This is a genomic window from Pseudomonas sp. NFIX10, assembly GCF_900111955.1.
In the GTDB taxonomy this organism is placed as follows: domain Bacteria; phylum Pseudomonadota; class Gammaproteobacteria; order Pseudomonadales; family Pseudomonadaceae; genus Aquipseudomonas; species Aquipseudomonas fluorescens_AA.
The window spans coordinates 35465-53394 of sequence record NZ_FOKH01000018.1; the positions used below are offsets into that span (position 1 = coordinate 35465).

Consider the following 17930-nt stretch of genomic DNA (forward strand, 5'->3'; position numbering starts at 1 on the left):
TTCTGGTGGGGCTGTAGGCGCGGTAGGTGGCGCGTTGATTGGTTCGGGGGCTGGATTGGTTGGTGCCGTCGGTTCGGCGGGCCTCGGTGCGGCAAGCTATTCAGGAATTATGGGGATTATGGCATAGAGTGAAACTTAGGTGATGGGCACGGTTTATTTTTACTGAAAATAAGCCGTGTTTAGGTTTGGTCTTTGTTTTTGTGTTTTCTTAGGGGGCTCCGTTGAATAATAAAATTGTTTTAAATTGCTGTAATTATCCCCTGTTTTTGGTGGGGGGAGTCGTGATTATTAATGTTTCATTTTTCTTTGGTGCCCATTTGTGGGCAGTGCTGGCTCTTGTGTTTGTTTGGTTTTCTATTGTTATGTTTTTCTGCTTTAAGGGGGTTGAGGTGCTTTGGTTGGATAAGGGTGATATATGTTTTCGACGAAAGTTTAAAGTGGTGGCATTTGCACGGAGTGTTACTGAAGTTAGTGTGAATAACTGTTTGTTTAAACCCATTGAGGTCGTGGTGGCGGTGCCTGGGCGAAAGGAGGTTGTTTTGTTGCCCAGATTTATACCGGAGGAGCAACGTGAGTATGTAGTTGAAAGAATTAAGAAATTTTGCTTTGAGCATGATATAACTTATGTTTAATTTTGTCAGGTCTGAATGTGGTGGTGTCGAATCCTTTATTTGAGGTGGCGAAGGCGGGTTATGTTGGATGTCTGGAGCTTTCGTGTTTGTGCTGGATTGATGTTTATGTAGGGTGGATTATTTTTGTGCTATTGGTATGTGTCGGAAGCTGTGCTGGGTTTAACCCCGGTGTTGGCTTTGAAAGTATTGAGGTCGGTGTTGGATAAGCTGTTCGGGCTATAAGGGGCTATAGCGTGTAACGCCTTTAAGTTTTATTGAGTTTTTCCGAAATTAGTTTTCCTCTGGAATTTGCCCCTTTCTTTCTTAAAATTGAGGAGACGTATTCTCGCACAGTGAAATCGCTGATGCCGAGCACTAAAGCTATTTTTTTGTTTGTTTCACCTGATAGAAGTAATTGCAGGACTTCATGTTCTCGCTTTGTTAGGTCTTTGTTGTTCTTCTTCAATTGACTGTCCTTGATTAAAGTTGAGGGGTGAATTGCTTGGTAATAATATTATCGGTGTGTCTGATAATTCGCTAGTTCATGAGTGTCTCGATGAATCGCAGGAAAGATCCGATAAAAAATCGTATTCCTACAGATTTTTATGTGGCGCGAGGAAAGAACTTCCCTTGTGGGGTAATAAGTACTACAGAAAGTGACAGATCTTTCGGTTAGATGGAGCGAATATGGAGGAAGCGAACGATAAAGCCTTGGCGCAGTGACAGGCCCGGACGCCCAGCTAGCCATTGATTACAGCCAGAATGCCGGTAACCAAATCGCGCTTTTCAATCAGGCGAGGAAGTTGAGGAAGGTGCTTTTATCGGGAGGGCGCTCCAGTCTTAACCCCTCGAACCCGCCTGATCCTGTTCCACTTCCCGATGTAGGTCACGTGTCCGCTCACCCTCCCCAGTCGCCAGCCACACTTCACTGACACTCAGCAAACGTGCCAATGGCTTCACCCGCAGCCGAGGTATACCCCGTGCGCTCCAGTTCGTCAGGCATTGAGGGCTGATACCTAGCACCTCGGCAAAGGCCGAGTGAGATATGCCGTACTCTTCCAATAGGTTGCGCAAGCGTTGCCCGCAAGTCCGCCGAGCGCTGGGCTGTGGATGTTTTTGTTTCGCGTCGGCCATCGTTATTGCTTACCTACCAAATACGTTTAGCCGTACAACCGTAAAGAACACGGTGCAAAGCCAGATACCTTTGACTGCTTGGTCATCAAATGAAAGGAATGAACCCACAAATAGGCAGGAGGAGTGCTTACAGACGGTACTTACAACAGATATACACGGTTTGAGCTCTCAGATATGTAGGAAAAGGACTGCGTGCAATACAAAGGACTGCGTGCAATACAGAGTCGACAACATGGGCTTGAGCATCATGCTCACGAGCGCGGACCGAGAAGACGAGCTACACACAGCAGCGTACTCGACTTCCTCCGTGCTTATTCCCATAAGCCATAACCACCACACTTTGCGTGATATGGCCGCGCCAGGTTTGCCGGTATGATAGGCGCCCCCGCAGTCCGGATTGCGAATACGCCATGACTTTGCAGTACCCCACTATCGCCGATTGCGTCGGCAACACCCCGCTGGTCCGCTTGCAGCGCTTGCCTGGCGAGACCACTAATACGCTTTTGCTCAAGCTCGAAGGGAATAACCCGGCGGGTTCGGTCAAGGACCGGCCGGCGCTGTCGATGATCACCCGTGGCGAGTTGCGCGGGCAAATCCGGCCTGGCGATACCCTGATCGAGGCGACTTCCGGCAACACCGGTATTGCCTTGGCGATGGCGGCGGCGATCAAGGGCTACAAGATGATCCTGATCATGCCCGACAACTCCAGTGCCGAGCGCAAGGCGGCGATGACGGCCTATGGCGCCGAGTTGATCCTGGTGACCCAGGAGCAGGGCATGGAAGGTGCCCGGGACCTGGCCGAGCGCATGCAGGCCGAGGGGCGTGGCAAGGTGCTGGATCAGTTCGCTAACGGCGACAATCCCGAGGCCCACTACACCACCACCGGCCCTGAGATCTGGCGCCAGACCGACGGCACCATCACCCATTTCGTCAGCTCGATGGGCACCACGGGTACCATCATGGGTACCTCGCGCTATCTGAAAGAACAGAACCCGAACGTGCAGATCATCGGCCTGCAACCGATGGAAGGCTCGGCCATTCCCGGCATCCGCCGCTGGCCCGCAGAGTATCTGCCGAAGATCTACCAGGCCGACCGCGTGGACCGCATCATCGACATGGCCCAGAGCGAAGCCGAGGACGTGACCCGTCGCCTGGCCCGTGAGGAGGGCATCTTCTGCGGCGTGTCGTCGGGCGGTGCCGTGGCGGGGATGCTGCGTCTGTCGAAGGAAGTGGAAAATGCGGTGATCGTGGCGATCATCTGCGACCGTGGCGACCGTTACCTGTCGACCGGCATTTTCGACGCGCCCAACTGATGGCCAAGCATGAAAGAGGCTTGCGCTTCCAGCCCAGCGGCGGAAGCCGGGCCCCACAAGTGCCCACCGGTAAAAAGCAGCGCCTGACCATCGAACGCCTGGCCAACGATGGCCGGGGCATTGCGTTCGTCGATGGGCGGACCTGGTTTGTCATCGGCGCCCTGGCCGGCGAAGAGGTCGAGGCGCGGGTGCTCGGTGCCCACGGCAAAGTGGTCGAGGCACGGACCGAGCGGGTGTTCCTCTCCAGTGACCTGCGTCGCGCAGCGCCGTGTATCCATGCCGGTCGTTGCGGCGGTTGCAGCGTCCAACATTTGCCCCATGACGAACAACTCGCCCTGAAACAGCGCATGCTCGCCGAGCAGCTGTCGCGGGTGGCCGGGGTCGAGCCGGATGAATGGGCCGCGCCATTAAGTGGGCCTGAGTTCGGTTATCGGCGTCGCGCCCGCGTGGCGGTGCGCTGGGATCAGAAGGCGAAAAAACTCGAAGTGGGTTTCCGTGCTGTCGGCAGCCAGGACATCGTCGCCATTGGCGATTGTCCGGTGCTGGTACAGCCCTTGCAGTCGATCATGAGTCGCCTGCCGGAGATGCTTCGACGCCTGGGCAAACCCCAGGCCCTGGGCCATGTGGAATTGTTCGCCGGCTCGTCCCTTGCGGTATTGCTGCGCCACATGGCGCCGCTGTCGGAGGCCGACCTGACCATTCTCAAGGATTTCTGCGCGTTTCATGAGGCCCAGTTGTGGTTGCACGGTGAAGGTGAGCCGCAACCGGTCGAACCCGGACAGGCCCTGGGCTTTCGCCTGGATGCCTGGGACCTTGAGCTGGCGTACCGGCCCGGGGATTTCATCCAGGTGAACGCCGGGGTCAACGAGGCGATGATCGCCCAGGCCCTGCAATGGCTGGCGCCGCGTTCCGAGGAGCGGGTGCTGGACCTGTTCTGCGGCCTGGGCAATTTTGCCTTACCGCTGGCCAAAAGCGTGCGCCAAGTGGTGGCCGTGGAAGGCGTGCAAACCATGGTGGACCGTGCGGCGGCCAATGCCGTCAGCAACAATTTGAATAACACTGCCTTTTTTCAGGCCGATTTATCCCAGCCTCTGGCTGATGCCGAATGGATCGGTGAAGGCTTTTCTGCGGTACTCTTGGACCCACCCCGTGACGGTGCTTTCGAGGTGGTGCGCAAGCTGTCGTCCCTGGGGGCCAAACGGTTGGTTTATGTATCGTGCAACCCGGCAACTTTGGCCCGGGATACGGTCGAACTGATCAAGCAGGGCTACCGGTTAAAACGTGCCGGGATTCTCGATATGTTTCCTCAAACGGCGCATGTCGAGGCCATGGCGTTATTTGAAGCGAGCCAGGATGGCTTGTCCGACTGACCCGTTCGTGCCAACCCGCCACAGCCCTGGGCGGAAACACGGGCAGCGAAGGTCAGCGAAGTTGACGCATTGAATCTGCGTCGTAGGGAAGGTAAGCAAAGATGGTACAGGTGAGAGCACACCAGCCGATCAACACCGACGGCAGTATCAATCTCGAGGCTTGGCTCGATCATGCGGTCAGCGTCGACATGGCACTGGATCGCGAAGCCTTGAAGGCCGCCTGCGAGTTCGCTCGCGAGGCGGAGCAGCAACATAACGCGGCGAAGAACCTGTGGTCCGAAGGCACCTCGAGTTTCCAGACGGGCCTGGAGATCGCCGAAATTCTCGCTGACCTCAAGCTCGACCAGGACTCCCTGGTGGCGGCGGTGCTGTACCGCGGCGTGCGCGAAGGGCAGATCCAGCTACCGGTGGTCAGCCAGCGCTTCGGCACCGTGGTGGCCAAGCTGATCGACGGCGTGCTGCGCATGGCCGCTATCAGCGCCAGCCTCAGCCCGCGCCAATCCATGGTGTTGGGCACCCAGGGCCAGGTGGAAAACCTGCGCAAGATGCTGGTGGCGATGGTCGACGATGTGCGCGTCGCGCTGATCAAGCTGGCCGAGCGCACCTGCGCGATCCGCGCCGTGAAGTCCGCCGATGACGAAAAGCGCAATCGCGTCGCCCGGGAGGTGTTCGACATCTATGCCCCCCTGGCCCATCGTCTTGGCATCGGTCACATCAAGTGGGAGCTGGAGGACCTGTCCTTCCGCTACCTGGAGCCCGACCAATACAAGCAGATCGCCAAGCTGTTGCATGAGCGGCGCCTGGATCGCGAGCGCTTCATCACCGATGTGATGACCCAGTTGCGTGAAGAGTTGCAGGCCACCGGCGTGGAAGCCGACATCAGTGGCCGGGCCAAGCACATCTACTCGATCTGGCGAAAAATGCAGCGCAAGGGCCTGGAATTCAGCCAGATCTACGACGTTCGCGCCGTTCGTGTGCTGGTCCCGGAAATGCGCGACTGCTACACCGCGCTGGGGATCGTCCACACCTTGTGGCGGCACATTCCGAAGGAGTTCGACGACTACATCGCCAACCCCAAGGAGAACGGCTATCGCTCGTTGCACACCGCGGTGATCGGCCCCGAGGGCAAGGTGCTGGAAGTGCAGATCCGCACCCATGCCATGCACGAGGAAGCCGAGCTGGGGGTCTGTGCCCACTGGAAATACAAGGGCACCGACGTCAAGTCCGGGTCCAACCACTACGAAGAGAAAATTTCCTGGCTGCGCCAGGTGCTCGAGTGGCATGAGGAACTGGGTGACATCGGCGGCCTGGCCGAACAGCTGCGCGTCGACATCGAACCGGACCGGGTCTATATCTTCACCCCCGACGGCCACGCGATCGATCTGCCCAAGGGCGCGACACCGCTGGACTTCGCCTACCGGGTCCACACCGAGATCGGCCACAATTGCCGTGGTGCCAAGATCAACGGGCGGATCGTGCCGCTCAACTACAGCCTGCAGACCGGTGAGCAGGTCGAAATCATCACCAGCAAGCACGGTACGCCGAGCCGCGACTGGCTGAACCCGAACCTGGGCTACATCACCACATCCCGGGCGCGGGCGAAAATCGTCCACTGGTTCAAGCTGCAGGCCCGCGACCAGAACGTCGCCGCCGGCAAGACCCTGCTCGAGCGTGAACTCGGGCGCCTGGGGCTGCCGCAGGTGGACTTCGACAAGCTGGCCGAAAAAGCCAACATGAAAACCGCCGAGGACATGTTTGCCGCCCTCGGTGCCGGCGATCTGCGCCTGGCGCAGTTGGTCAACCTGGCCCAGCAACTGGTGGAGCCGGAGCGTGGCAACGAGCAACTGGAGCTGATCCCGCGCAAGGCCACCGGCTACAAACCGGGCAAGCGCGGCGATATCCAGATCCAGGGCGTGGGCAACCTGATGACCCAGATGGCCGGCTGCTGCCAGCCATTGCCGGGGGATGCGATCGTCGGCTACATCACCCAGGGCCGCGGCGTGAGCATTCATCGTCAGGACTGTGCCTCGGTGCTGCAACTGGCCGGTCGCGAGCCGGAGCGGATTATCCAGGTCAGTTGGGGGCCGGTGCCGGTGCTCACCTACCCGGTGGACATCGTCATCCGCGCCTACGACCGCTCCGGTCTGCTGCGTGACGTGTCCCAGGTATTGCTGAACGAGCGGATCAACGTGCTGGCGGTCAATACCCGTTCGAACAAGGAAGACAACACCGCGTTGATGTCCCTGACCATCGAGATTCCGGGGCTTGATGCGCTGGGGCGGTTGCTGGGGCGGATCTCCCAGTTGCCGAACATCATCGAGACCCGGCGTAACCGGACGCCAGGTTAAGCGCAGTCCAAAAATGTGGGAGCGAGCTCGCTCGCGATAGCGGTTTGTCGGCAACAAAAGTGTTGACTGATCCGCCGCCATCGCGAGCAAGCTCGCTCCCACAGGGCTTTTTGTGATGGGATGGATTGATGTACAGCCTCGAAGACCTGCTCCACCTGATGAACCGTCTGCGGGACCCGCAGTACGGCTGCCCGTGGGACATCAAGCAAACCTACGCCACCATCGTTCCTCATACGCTTGAAGAAGCCTACGAGGTGGCCGATGCGATCGAACGCGGCGATTTCGATCACCTGCAGGGCGAGTTGGGCGACCTGTTGTTCCAGGTGGTGTACTACAGCCAGTTGGCCCGGGAAGAAAACCGCTTCGAATTCGCCGGCGTGGTCGACAGCATCACCCGCAAGCTGATCCGCCGCCATCCCCATGTGTTTCCTACCGGTGACCTGTATGCGCCCATGGATATCCCGCGCTTGAGCGAAGAGCAGGTCAAGCGGCGCTGGGAAGAGATCAAGGCTGAGGAACGGGCCGAGAAAGCCTCGGCGCCCGAGCAATTGTCGCTGCTCGACGATGTACCGGGGGCGCTGCCGGCGTTGTCCCGCTCGGCGAAGCTGCAAAAGCGTGCCGGCCAGGTCGGTTTCGACTGGCCAGGTCCTTTGCCGGTGCTCGACAAAGTCCGCGAGGAACTGGACGAAGTGCTTGAAGCCATGGCCGACAACGATCCGGTGGCCATCAGCGACGAGATCGGCGATCTGCTGTTCAGCGTGGTCAACCTGGCTCGCCACCTCAAGGTCGACCCGGAAACCGCGCTGCGCGACGCCAACGGGAAGTTCGAGCGGCGGTTCCGATTTATCGAACAGGCATTGCGCGACACCCACCGTCCCATGGAAGATTGCACCCTCGAAGAGTTGGACGCCTTGTGGGGCGAAGCCAAACGTCAGGAAAAGAATTTGCCCAGCTGTGGCTGAGGCCGTTGCCTAAGTGAGTAAGCACCATGAGCCTTTCCCTTCGCGACCAGTTGCTCAAAGCAGGGCTGGTCAACCAAAAGCAGGCCAAGCAGGTCGGCAAAGAGAAACAGAAGCAGCAGCGCCTGGCCCACAAAGGCCAGATCGAACTGGATGATTCCCAGCAGCGCGCCGCCCAGGAAGCCATGGCCGAAAAGGTCAAGCGCGACCAGGAACTCAACCGGCAGCAGCAGGAAAAGGTCGAGCAGAAGGCCCGGGCCGCGCAGATCAAGCAATTGATCGAGGTCTCGCGCCTGCCGAAGCTGACCACTGAGGATTATTACAACTTCGTCGACGACAAGAAGGTCAAGCGCATCTCGGTCAATACGCTGATGCGCAACAAGTTGAGCAGTGGCTCCCTGGCGATCGTCCACCACGCCGGCGGTTACGAAGTGATCCCGCGCGAGGCAGCCCTGAAGATCCAGGAGCGCGACCCCAAGCGCATCGTCCAGCTCAACACCCAGACCGAAGAAGTGGATGCCGATGATCCGTACGCGGCGTATCAGATTCCTGATGATTTGATGTGGTGAGAGCGGCGCAATGTCGTTGAGCTGAAACACAAAACCTGTGGGAGTGAGCTTGTGTGGGAGCCGAGCTTGCTCGCGATGGCGGTATATCAGCCAGGTAATGTACTGACTGACACCCCGCCATCGCGAGCAAGCTCGGCTCCCACAGGGGCTGTGGTGTTCTTACGATCCCGCCGCCTCACGCGAGCGCAGTCGTTCCTCGCGCTCCAGCTCAGCCTTGTAGCTGTGGGCGTCCGTTTCGGAGTGGAACATGCCCACCAGCAGATCCTGTTGATGCACGTCCCAGATCCGGATACCGGCGGCAATGCCTTCATGGGACATATGGGCGTCGTCGCGTTCAGTTACTTTCACAGTCATCTTGCAAGCTCCAATCTCTGTTATCTGCAGCAAGGCGTGTGCAGGACTTTGTTATAGATTTGGATAGCGTGCTAAGTAAATGCCCCGGTTCGTTAAGAAGTTTTCATGGAAAGTGCAACAATCCTGCAGGCCAGGTGGTGCGCGGCATTCGGTCGCAGGTGTTGTTCATGAAGAAGATTTCATGTTGAAGGAGGCATTCTCCATGAACACACATCCTGTGGGAGCGAGCTTGCTCGCGATGGCGATAGATCAGCGACAAACATGGCGACCGACACGCTGCTATCGCGAGCAAGCTCGCTCCCACATAGCCCACCAGGGCATCTAGGCATTTCATGAAGTTTGGGCAAAAAGAAGCCCCGCAGGTGCGGGGCTTCTTGAATCAGTGTGGATCAGCTGCCTTTCACAGCCTTGCCGTTGACCGTGCCGTCCTGGAGCATGATGTTGTACTCCTTGCCGTCGGTCTCGACCTGTTGCAGGCGCACCAGCAGGTAATCCCAGTCCTTGGCGAACCAGAGCACGGTGATGCGCTTGCTTTGTGTCGGGTCGCGCACGCGCTCGACCTTGATCGCATCGATCTGTCCGGCCTTGGTGTCGACCTTCTCCGAGCCCAGGACACGGAAGTCATAGGTATCGACTTCGCCATCATCCACGACCTGATAGCTCATGCTTTTCTTGCCAGCCGCCACGTCATGCTGCAGGGCCAACTGGTAAGTGGACTTATCGACCATGCCACGGTTGAGCGGCAGCTTGACCGCGTCACCGCGATCGGTGCCGGTGACCATCTTGGTGTTCCAGTCGAAGTCCAGGTCGGCCTTCTTGGCCTTGCCCAGGCCACCCCGTTCGAAGTGGTAGGACTGTGGCAGCAGGGTGTCCTTGTCCAGGGTCAGGGTGCTTTCTTCGGTCAGGCTGGCGATCATCATCGAAGCCTTGAAGCTCAGCTTCCAGGTGCCGTTGGCCTCCTTGGTCAGGTTGCGCTCGGCGGTGCCGCTCATGGGCAACTGTTTCCAGTCGGCGGTGTAGCTGGCGGAGAACGGTTGAAGTTCTGCGGCCTGTGCCAGGGGCAAGGCAAGCAGAGCGCAAGCGAAGAGCAGGGCGCGACGCATAAAATCTCCTAGTATCGAATCAAATGGCCGCTGGCGGCGAGTAACTGGCCGTCCAGTGAGGCTCCGCGATCGTCGAGGGTCAGCCGTCCTTCGGCAAACCAACGCACGGCCATCGGGTAGATCTGGTGCTCGCGGGCGTGAACCCGTTGCGCCAGGCTGTGCGGCGTGTCGTGCAACTCTACCGGTATTACTGCCTGTACGACCAGTGGTCCGCCATCGAGTTCCTCGGTGACAAAGTGCACGGAGCAGCCGTGCTCCGTGTCTCCGGCCTCCAGCGCGCGCTGGTGAGTATGTAACCCTTTGTATTTGGGCAGCAGCGAGGGATGGATATTGAACAGGCGGCCCTGGTAGTGACGCACGAAGCCCGCGCTGAGGATGCGCATGAAGCCTGCGAGCACGACCAGTTGCGGATTGAAGGTGTCGATCTGTTCGATCAGCGCGGCGTCGAAGGCTTCACGGCCCTCGAACGCCTTGTGATCCAGGACGCGGGTGTCGATGCCCGCGTCCCTGGCACGTTGCAGGCCGTAGGCATCGGCGCGGTTGGAAATCACCGCACGGATACGGACCGGGCTGTCGCCGGTCCGCGTGCTGTCGATCAAGGCCTGCAAGTTACTGCCGGTGCCGGACAGCAGCACCACCACGTCACAGGTTGCGGACATCAGTGTGCCTTAAGGTTTTTCAGCTCGACCTGCGCGGCGCCTTCGGCCGCGGTGGCGATCTGGCCGATGACCCAAGGCTGTTCGCCGGCTTCACGCAGGACATTCAGGGCGGTCTCGACGTGCTCCTGGGCCACGCAGATGACCATGCCCACGCCGCAGTTCAGCACGCGGTGCATTTCGGTTTCATCGACATTGCCTTTCTCTTGCAGCCAGTCGAACACCGCCGGGCGGGTCCAGCTCGCCACGTCGACCACGGCCTGGGCGCCTTTTGGCAGCACGCGCGGGATGTTGTCCAGCAGGCCACCACCGGTGATGTGGGCCATGGCCTTGACGGCACCGGTGTCCTTGATCAGCTTGAGCAGCGGCTTGACGTAGATGCGGGTCGGGGCCATCAGCAGGTCGGCCAGTGGCTTGCCGTCGAGCTGGGTGTTTTCAATGTCGGCACCCGAGACTTCGATGATCTTGCGGATCAGCGAGTAGCCGTTGGAATGCGGGCCGGAGGACGGCAGGGCGAGCAGGGCATCGCCGGCAGCGACTTTCGAGCCGTCGATGATTTCGGCTTTCTCCACGACGCCGACGCAGAAGCCGGCCAAGTCGTAGTCTTCGCCTTCGTACATGCCTGGCATTTCGGCGGTTTCGCCGCCGACCAGGGAGCAGCCGGCCAGTTCGCAGCCGGCGCCGATGCCGGTCACGACCTGGGCAGCGGTGTCGACGTTCAGTTTGCCAGTGGCGTAGTAGTCAAGGAAGAACAGTGGCTCGGCACCGCACACCACCAGGTCGTTCACGCACATGGCCACTAGGTCGATGCCGATGCTGTCGTGCTTGTTCAGGTTCAGGGCCAGGCGCAGCTTGGTGCCGACGCCATCGGTGCCCGAGACCAGGACCGGTTGCTTGTAGCCGGCCGGGATCTCGCAGAGGGCGCCGAAACCGCCCAGGCCGCCCATGACTTCCGGGCGCGCAGTGCGCTTGGCGACGCTCTTGATGCGTTCGACCAATGCTTCACCGGCGTCGATGTCTACACCGGCGTCCTTGTAGCTCAGGGAGGGTTGCTTGCTCATGATCCAGGCCTTTAGGGGGGATTTCTGGGTAACGACCGACCGCCAGGGCCATTGAATAACCGTTGTACGAATTATTCCGGGGGCCCGGCCGTTGCCGGTCTGCGAAGGCGCGCGATTTTATCAGGCTTGAGGGGCAGCGGCCATCCTCGCGCCGACGGGCAGGGACATATCCGCGGAAAAAAACCGATATTTCTTATATTGGTACTGCGCAACGCCTCTGTATAAGGTGTAGCGGTAACCGGTTATGGTGATGACCGTGCGAAACTTCCACCTGGCGTGTGAATGTTTTGCCGGGTGCTGTGGTCTCAGCCATGCTCAATCTTCTTCACACGGCCTGTTCCAGCCGTTATGTCCGGGAATCTTCCATGCGTTTGTTCAAATTCTTGTCCGTGGGCTGCTTGTCGCTGATCAGTCTGGCGAGCCATGCCGAAACCGTCAGTGGCCTCTATCAAGTGCTCGAACCGGTCACCAACCAGACGCCGGAGGAGCGCAACCAGGCGACGTTGCGCGCCCTGGATACGCTGGTGCTGCGCCTGACCGGCGATGCCAAGGCGGCCCAGAGTCCCGGCTTGGCGGCCATCCGCCAGGATCCGCAACAGATCATTCTTCAATATGGCTACGACGCCGGCCCGCCCGAAAGCCTCAAAGTGGATTTCGACCCGGCGAGCACCGACCGGGCATTGCGCTCGGCAGGCTTGTCGCTCTGGAGCGCGAACCGGCCATCGATCCTGGGCTGGTGGCTGAACGATTCGGCCGAGGGCTCCAGCCTGGTGGGCGATGGCCAAGCCAGCGCCACGTCGCTGCGGCGTGCCGCGCAGCATCGGGGCCTGGCTTTGCACCTGCCGCTGGCGGATCTGAGCGAGCAGATCGTCGCCACTGCGCCGAACTTGGAAGGCACCGACCCGGCGCCTTTGCGCGATGCCTCGGAACGCTACGCGGCGGACGCCTTGCTGGCGGTCCATGCGAAGGAAGAAGGCGGCCAGTGGCACGGTACCTGGCGCCTGTGGCTGGGGGACCAGCGTGAGCAGGGTACTGCCCAGGGCGCCGATCCTGCGGCCTTGGCCGATGCGGTCATGCTCGCGGTGAGCCAGCGCCTGGCGCCGCGCTTCGTCGCCAAGCCGGGAGTGGCCACGGAACAACTGCTGGAAGTGCAGGGCATGAACCTGGAGCGCTACGCGGCGCTGGGGCGTTTGCTCGAACCATTCGCAGGGCAGTTGCAGCGGGTCGAAGGTGACCGGATCGTCTATCGGGTCAACGGCAGCGCCGAACAATTGAAGGCGCAGTTGGCCCTGGCAAAACTGCAGGAGGTTCCAGCCGGTGAGGCCATCGCGCCAGTGCCGGTCGCGCCGCCCGCCGCCGATGGCTCGGCCCCGGTTGCAGCACCTGCGCCAGCACCGGCCGCCAATTTGCGGTTCCGCTGGTAGGTTGTCTTTCTTTATATAGCTAGGAGTGGTTCATGGGCGATACGCGGCGTTGGTTCTGGTTGGGTGGGGTTGCCCTGCTGTTCGCCCTTATCTATTTGCTGCATCCGATCCTCACACCGTTCCTGGTTGCGCTGCTGTTGGCCTATCTGTTCGACCCTGTCGTGGATCGCCTGGAAAAACTCGGCCTGTCGCGGACCTGGGGCGTGGTGACGGTGTTTGCGCTGTTCACACTGATTGTGAGCGCCCTGTTACTGGTGCTGATACCGATGCTCGCCAAGCAACTGGTGCGCCTGTACGAATTGGCGCCGCAGATGCTCGATTGGTTGCAGCACAGCGCGATGCCGTGGGTGCAGTCGAAATTGGGCTTGGCCGACGGTTTCTGGAAGTTCGACAAGGTCAAGGCCGCCATCAGCGAGCACATGGGCCAGACGACTGACATCGTTGGCGTGGTGTTGAGCCAGGCTACGGCCTCGGGCCTGGCGTTGATCGGCTGGCTGGCGAACCTGGTGCTGATCCCGGTGGTGGCTTTCTATCTGCTGCGGGACTGGGATCTGATGATGGCCAAGATCCGCATTCTGCTGCCGCGTCAGCGCGAAGAACGCATCATGACCCTGACCGGCGAATGCCATGAAGTGTTGGGGGCGTTCGTGCGGGGGCAGTTGCTGGTGATGGTTGCCCTGGGCTTCATCTACGCGGCCGGCTTGATGCTGGTGGGGCTGGAGCTGGGGCTGTTGATCGGCTTGATCGCCGGGCTGGCGGCCATCGTGCCGTACATGGGCTTTGTGATTGGGATCGGCGCGGCGTTGATCGCCGGGTTGTTCCAGTTCGGCGGCGACTTGTACCCGATGGTCGGCATCGTGGCGGTGTTCATGGTCGGGCAGGCCTTGGAGGGCATGGTGCTGACGCCGCTGTTGGTGGGCGACCGCATTGGCCTGCATCCCGTGGCGGTGATCTTCGCGATCCTGGCCGGCGGCGAGTTGTTCGGTTTCACCGGCATCCTGCTGGCGCTGCCGGTGGCGGCGGTGATCATGGTGCTGGTGCGGCATATGCACGATCTGTACAAGGATTCGGACATTTACAGCGGCGCTGAAGACCCTGATCTGTAGGGCGAATGACCGGCGGGGTGTCAGGGAAACTGACGCTCCGCGCCCTTGCCGCTGCAAACCTTTGATTTTGCTCGTGGTCCGGCGCATTGTGCGGTCCGTGTCACGGGTATAAACTTTGCGAACTTTACACAGAGGCCACTAACGGTTCCCTTGGAACTGTTCAGTCAGCATGAAACCGATTCAGCTGCCCCTAGGTGTGCGTCTGCGTGATGACGCCACCTTCATCAACTACTACCCAGGCGCCAATGCCGCTGCACTCGGCTATGTCGAGCGGCTTTGCGAAGCCGACGCCGGCTGGACCGAAAGCCTGATCTACCTGTGGGGCAAGGACGGGGTAGGGCGCACGCACCTGTTGCAGGCCGCGTGCCTGCGGTTCGAGCAATTGGGCGAACCTGCCGTTTACCTGCCGTTGGCCGAGTTGCTCGATCGCGGCGTTGAAATCCTCGACAACCTTGAACAGTACGAACTGGTCTGCCTGGACGATCTCCAGGCCGTGGCCGGCAAGGCTGACTGGGAAGAGGCGCTGTTTCATCTGTTCAACCGGCTGCGCGACAGCGGTCGGCGTTTGCTGATCGCCGCCTCGACGTCGCCTCGGGAGCTGCCGGTGAAACTGGCGGATCTCAAATCCCGTCTCACCCTGGCGCTGATTTTCCAGATGCGCCCGTTGTCCGACGAAGACAAACTCCGAGCCTTGCAGCTGCGTGCTTCCCGCCGTGGCCTGCACCTGACCGACGAAGTCGGGCATTTCATCCTCACCCGTGGCACCCGCAGCATGAGCGCATTGTTCGAGCTGCTCGAGCGCCTCGACCAAGCCTCGCTCCAGGCCCAGCGCAAGCTGACTATTCCTTTTTTGAAAGAAACCTTGGGCTGGTAGAACCGTTGTAAGTAGTGGCTCATGGCCTGTTCTGGACACGGCGAAACCCGCGGTCCTGCTGGGTTGCAGGCTGCGTGACGTTCAAAATGGGCTTAAGCGCTTAGATGTAAACGTAAAACCGAGAAGTCACATTTGCATCGATTGAATTTGCAAATGAGGTTGATAGAAGGCATAGTCTCGCCATCTTTACTACTTCAGCCACGGTCGTGCCCATGCTAAATCGCTTCGCACCCCTCGTGCCTCTCGCACTCGTTACCCTGTTGTTCGGTTGCGCTGCCCACTCTCCAGTGTCCCAGCAAGCGCCACAACCACAGGTCCAGAATTCCGTTACCGCCCAGTCTTCCTCCGTTGCGTTCCAGGAAGAAATGGCCTCCGACAAAGAGCTCGCAGCCTTCGCCGGCAGCAAGCCTTATCAGCTTCCAGTACTGGCTGACAGCATCCTGGAACGTGGCATGTCGTTGATCGGTACCCGCTACCGTTTTGGCGGTACTTCCGAAGCCGGCTTCGATTGCAGCGGTTTCATCGGTTATCTGTTCCGCGAAGAGGCTGGCATGAACCTGCCGCGCTCCACTCGCGAAATGATCAACGTGAACGCCCCACTGGTCGCGCGCAATCAGCTGGAGCCCGGTGACCTGCTGTTCTTCAGCACCAACGGTCGTCGCGGTCGTGTCAGCCATGCCGGTATCTACCTGGGCGACAACCAGTTCATCCATTCCAGCAGCCGCCGCAGCGGTGGCGTGCGCATCGACAGCCTGGGCGACAGCTACTGGAGCAAGACCTTCATCGAAGCCAAGCGCGCCCTCGCCATGGCACCGACTGTGGTCACTGCTCGCAAGTAAGCACACAGTTTGTAAGGCAAACTTAAAGTCTTACTTGAAGTTTGCCATATAGCCGCTAGAATCCTTGATCATTGATTGATGGCAATCCGCCTGCGCACTACGCAGGCGGATTTGTTTTCATGCCCACGGCAGAAAAGCCGCATCCAGATCAGGATTGTTCTGCATATGTCGACGTCGGCCCGCCTCGCGCTCATCTTCCTCGCCGCACTGCTCAGTGCGTGCGCCAGCCGTACCCCGCCGCCAGCGCCTGTGGTGCGGGCCCCGGTGGTCTTTGCCCCCTCGCAATCCTTTTCCCCGGCCGCCGAAGATGTCCTGTTCCGGGCGTTGGGCCTGGTGGGGACGCCGTACCGCTGGGGCGGCAATACACCGGATTCGGGCTTCGATTGCAGTGGCTTGATCGGTTATGTGTACCGCGACGCCGCCGGTATTTCCCTGCCGCGCTCCACGCGCGAGATGATCGGCATGCGCGCCCCGGATGTCGGCAAGAATGCCTTGCAGACCGGCGATTTGATTTTCTTCGCCACCAACGGCGGCTCTCAGGTCAGCCATGCCGGGATCTATGTCGGCGAGGGGCGCTTCGTCCACGCGCCGGCCACGGGCGGCACGGTCAAGCTCGACAGCCTGTCCAAGGCCTATTGGCAGAAGGCTTATCTGGGTGCCAAGCGTGTGTTGCAGTCGGAACACCTGGCGCGTAATCCCTGACCCTCGATTTTTGTGCCGCTGGAAAGCTTTTGTGGCGAGGGAGCTTGCTCCCGCTCGGTTGCGCAGCAACCGTCAGAACCCAAGGGCTGCTTCGCAGCCCAGCGGGAGCAAGCTCCCTCGCCACAGGGTTCTACAAGTCTTCAGTGGTGGGTTATTGACCCGATACCCGCCAGATCTTGTTCCCCACATCATCAGCCACCAACAACCCACCCTGTTTATCGATCACCACGCCCACTGGCCGGCCCTGGGCTTTTTCGTCGGCGTTCAGGAAGCCGGTCAGCACATCCACCGGTTGCCCCACGGGTTTGCCGCCGTTGAACGGTACGAAAATCACTTTATAGCCACTGTGGGGCTTACGGTTCCAAGAGCCGTGCTGACCGACGAAAGCCCCTTCGGTAAACGGTGCAGGCAGGGTGCTGCCTTCGGCGAAGGTCAGGCCCAGTGAGGCGGTGTGGGGGCCGACGGCGTAGTCCGGGGCGATGGCCTTGGCCACCAGGGCCGGGTTCTGTGGTTCGACCCGAGTATCGACGTGCTGTCCGTAGTAACTGTAGGGCCAGCCATAGAATGCGCCGTCCTTGACCGAGGTGATGTAGTCCGGCACCAGGTCGCTACCGATCTCATCCCGTTCGTTCACCGCCGTCCACAGGGCCCCGCTGCGGGGTTCCCAGGCCAGGCCGTTGGGGTTGCGCAGGCCTGAGGCGAAGATCCGGTGATTGCCGCTGGCCCGGTCCACTTCCCAAATGGCGGCGCGACCTTCTTCGGCCTCCATGCCATTTTCCGCGACGTTGCTGTTCGAACCAGTGGTGACGTACAGCTTGCTGCCGTCACGGCTGGCGATCACGTTCTTGGTCCAGTGATGGTTGAGGGTGCCGCCCGGCAGGTCGACGACCTTGGTCGGCTGCGCCTTGATCTGTGTGTCACCGTCCTTGTAGGGGAAGCGGATCAGTCGGTCGGTGTCGGCTACGTACAGGTCATTGCCCACCAGGGCCATGCCGAACGGCGAATTGAGGTTTTCCAGGAACACCGTACGGGTTTCGGCGATGCCATCGTGGTTGGCGTCACGTAATAGCGTGATGCGGTTGGGGCTGGGCACGCCGGCACCGGCGCGGCCCATGACCTTTTTCATCACCCAGCCGCGGATGCCCTTGCTATCGTCAGGCTTGGGCGGGGCGTTGGTTTCGGCCACCAGCACATCGCCATTGGGTAGCACGTAAAGCCAACGCGGATGGTCCAGGCCTTCGGCGAACGCGCCTACTTGCAGGCCCTGGGCCGGGGTTGGCTTGGCGCCTTGCGGCCAGCCGACGGCTTCGGCGATGTTGACGGTGGGGATCAGGGTCTTGTTCGGCTCAGGCAGTTTCGGTGCCGGGCCGGTGCCGTCGGACACTTGAAGGGTGGACGACTCGCCGCAGGCGGCAAGCCCTGCGGCGAGGGCGACAATCAGGAGATGAGGTGGCTTGAGCATGCTGGCTTCCCTATGAATGCATGTAGTTATTCATAGAGAAGCGTA

Annotated in this window: 17 protein-coding genes; 11 read left to right on the top strand and 6 right to left on the bottom strand. The window is 60.1% G+C overall.

What is annotated here, in order from left to right; genetic code table 11:
• The first annotated feature begins 221 nt into the window (after positions 1-221).
• Positions 222-632 carry a hypothetical protein gene (locus BM321_RS29970; protein ID WP_139230509.1) on the top strand — a complete coding sequence of 137 codons (411 nt, stop codon included), beginning with the start codon at positions 222-224 and terminating at the stop codon, positions 630-632.
• A gap of 244 nt (positions 633-876) precedes the next feature.
• Here the strand turns inward: BM321_RS29970 and BM321_RS17315 are convergent, their stop codons facing one another.
• Positions 877-1077 (bottom strand): response regulator transcription factor, encoded by a 201-nt coding sequence (locus tag BM321_RS17315; protein WP_092443594.1) that lies wholly within the window; start codon positions 1075-1077, stop codon positions 877-879.
• A 1078-nt stretch (positions 1078-2155) separates the two neighbouring features.
• Here BM321_RS17315 and cysM point away from each other — a divergent pair.
• From cysM to BM321_RS17340, 5 genes are all read left to right on the top strand, one after another.
• A complete protein-coding gene (gene cysM / locus BM321_RS17320) occupies positions 2156-3058 on the top strand; it encodes a cysteine synthase CysM (protein ID WP_092443596.1) in 903 nt (300 codons plus the stop codon).
• Positions 3058-4428, top strand: a complete 1371-nt coding sequence (gene rlmD, locus BM321_RS17325; protein WP_092443598.1) for a 23S rRNA (uracil(1939)-C(5))-methyltransferase RlmD — start codon at positions 3058-3060, stop codon at positions 4426-4428. Before cysM ends, rlmD begins: the two co-directional genes overlap by 1 nt.
• 101 nt (positions 4429-4529) lie before the next feature.
• Positions 4530-6776, top strand: a complete 2247-nt coding sequence (relA, locus tag BM321_RS17330; RefSeq protein WP_014339754.1) for a GTP diphosphokinase — start codon at positions 4530-4532, stop codon at positions 6774-6776.
• Positions 6777-6904: 128 nt separating this feature from the next.
• Entirely contained in the window at positions 6905-7738 is an 834-nt protein-coding gene (gene mazG, locus BM321_RS17335; protein WP_092443600.1) for a nucleoside triphosphate pyrophosphohydrolase, read from the top strand.
• A 26-nt stretch (positions 7739-7764) separates the two neighbouring features.
• Positions 7765-8304 carry a DUF2058 domain-containing protein gene (locus BM321_RS17340; protein WP_053124301.1) on the top strand — a complete coding sequence of 180 codons (540 nt, stop codon included), beginning with the start codon at positions 7765-7767 and terminating at the stop codon, positions 8302-8304.
• Positions 8305-8463: 159 nt separating this feature from the next.
• Here the strand turns inward: BM321_RS17340 and BM321_RS17345 are convergent, their stop codons facing one another.
• The 4 genes from BM321_RS17345 to purM all read right to left on the bottom strand — a co-directional run bounded on the left by BM321_RS17345 (position 8464) and on the right by purM (position 11478).
• Positions 8464-8658 carry a hypothetical protein gene (locus tag BM321_RS17345; RefSeq protein WP_092257736.1) on the bottom strand — a complete coding sequence of 65 codons (195 nt, stop codon included), beginning with the start codon at positions 8656-8658 and terminating at the stop codon, positions 8464-8466.
• Positions 8659-9047: 389 nt separating this feature from the next.
• On the bottom strand, positions 9048-9761 hold the full coding sequence (locus tag BM321_RS17350) for a DUF3108 domain-containing protein (protein ID WP_060741064.1): 714 nt from the start codon (positions 9759-9761) through the stop codon (positions 9048-9050).
• An 8-nt stretch (positions 9762-9769) separates the two neighbouring features.
• Positions 9770-10420 carry a phosphoribosylglycinamide formyltransferase gene (gene purN / locus BM321_RS17355; protein ID WP_092443602.1) on the bottom strand — a complete coding sequence of 217 codons (651 nt, stop codon included), beginning with the start codon at positions 10418-10420 and terminating at the stop codon, positions 9770-9772.
• Complete coding sequence (gene purM / locus BM321_RS17360; protein WP_092170007.1) at positions 10420-11478, bottom strand: phosphoribosylformylglycinamidine cyclo-ligase; 1059 nt, start codon at positions 11476-11478, stop codon at positions 10420-10422. Before purM ends, purN begins: the two co-directional genes overlap by 1 nt.
• A 365-nt stretch (positions 11479-11843) precedes the next feature.
• Here purM and BM321_RS17365 point away from each other — a divergent pair, with 365 nt between their 5' ends.
• The 5 genes from BM321_RS17365 to BM321_RS17385 all read left to right on the top strand — a co-directional run bounded on the left by BM321_RS17365 (position 11844) and on the right by BM321_RS17385 (position 16423).
• Positions 11844-12902 carry a DUF2066 domain-containing protein gene (locus BM321_RS17365; RefSeq protein WP_092443604.1) on the top strand — a complete coding sequence of 353 codons (1059 nt, stop codon included), beginning with the start codon at positions 11844-11846 and terminating at the stop codon, positions 12900-12902.
• Between the two features lie 32 nt (positions 12903-12934).
• Complete coding sequence (locus tag BM321_RS17370) at positions 12935-14008, top strand: AI-2E family transporter (protein WP_092443606.1); 1074 nt, start codon at positions 12935-12937, stop codon at positions 14006-14008.
• Positions 14009-14177: 169 nt separating this feature from the next.
• Complete coding sequence (gene hda / locus BM321_RS17375; RefSeq protein WP_003178999.1) at positions 14178-14882, top strand: DnaA regulatory inactivator Hda; 705 nt, start codon at positions 14178-14180, stop codon at positions 14880-14882.
• A gap of 212 nt (positions 14883-15094) precedes the next feature.
• Positions 15095-15721: a C40 family peptidase gene (locus BM321_RS17380; protein WP_072411813.1), complete on the top strand. Its 627-nt coding sequence runs from the start codon at positions 15095-15097 to the stop codon at positions 15719-15721.
• Between the two features lie 165 nt (positions 15722-15886).
• Positions 15887-16423, top strand: a complete 537-nt coding sequence (locus tag BM321_RS17385; RefSeq protein ID WP_092443608.1) for a C40 family peptidase — start codon at positions 15887-15889, stop codon at positions 16421-16423.
• Positions 16424-16574: 151 nt separating this feature from the next.
• On the opposite strand, the gene BM321_RS17395 is transcribed toward BM321_RS17385, so the two are convergent.
• Entirely contained in the window at positions 16575-17885 is a 1311-nt protein-coding gene (locus BM321_RS17395) for a PQQ-dependent sugar dehydrogenase (protein ID WP_092443612.1), read from the bottom strand.
• Positions 17886-17930 lie beyond the last annotated feature (45 nt).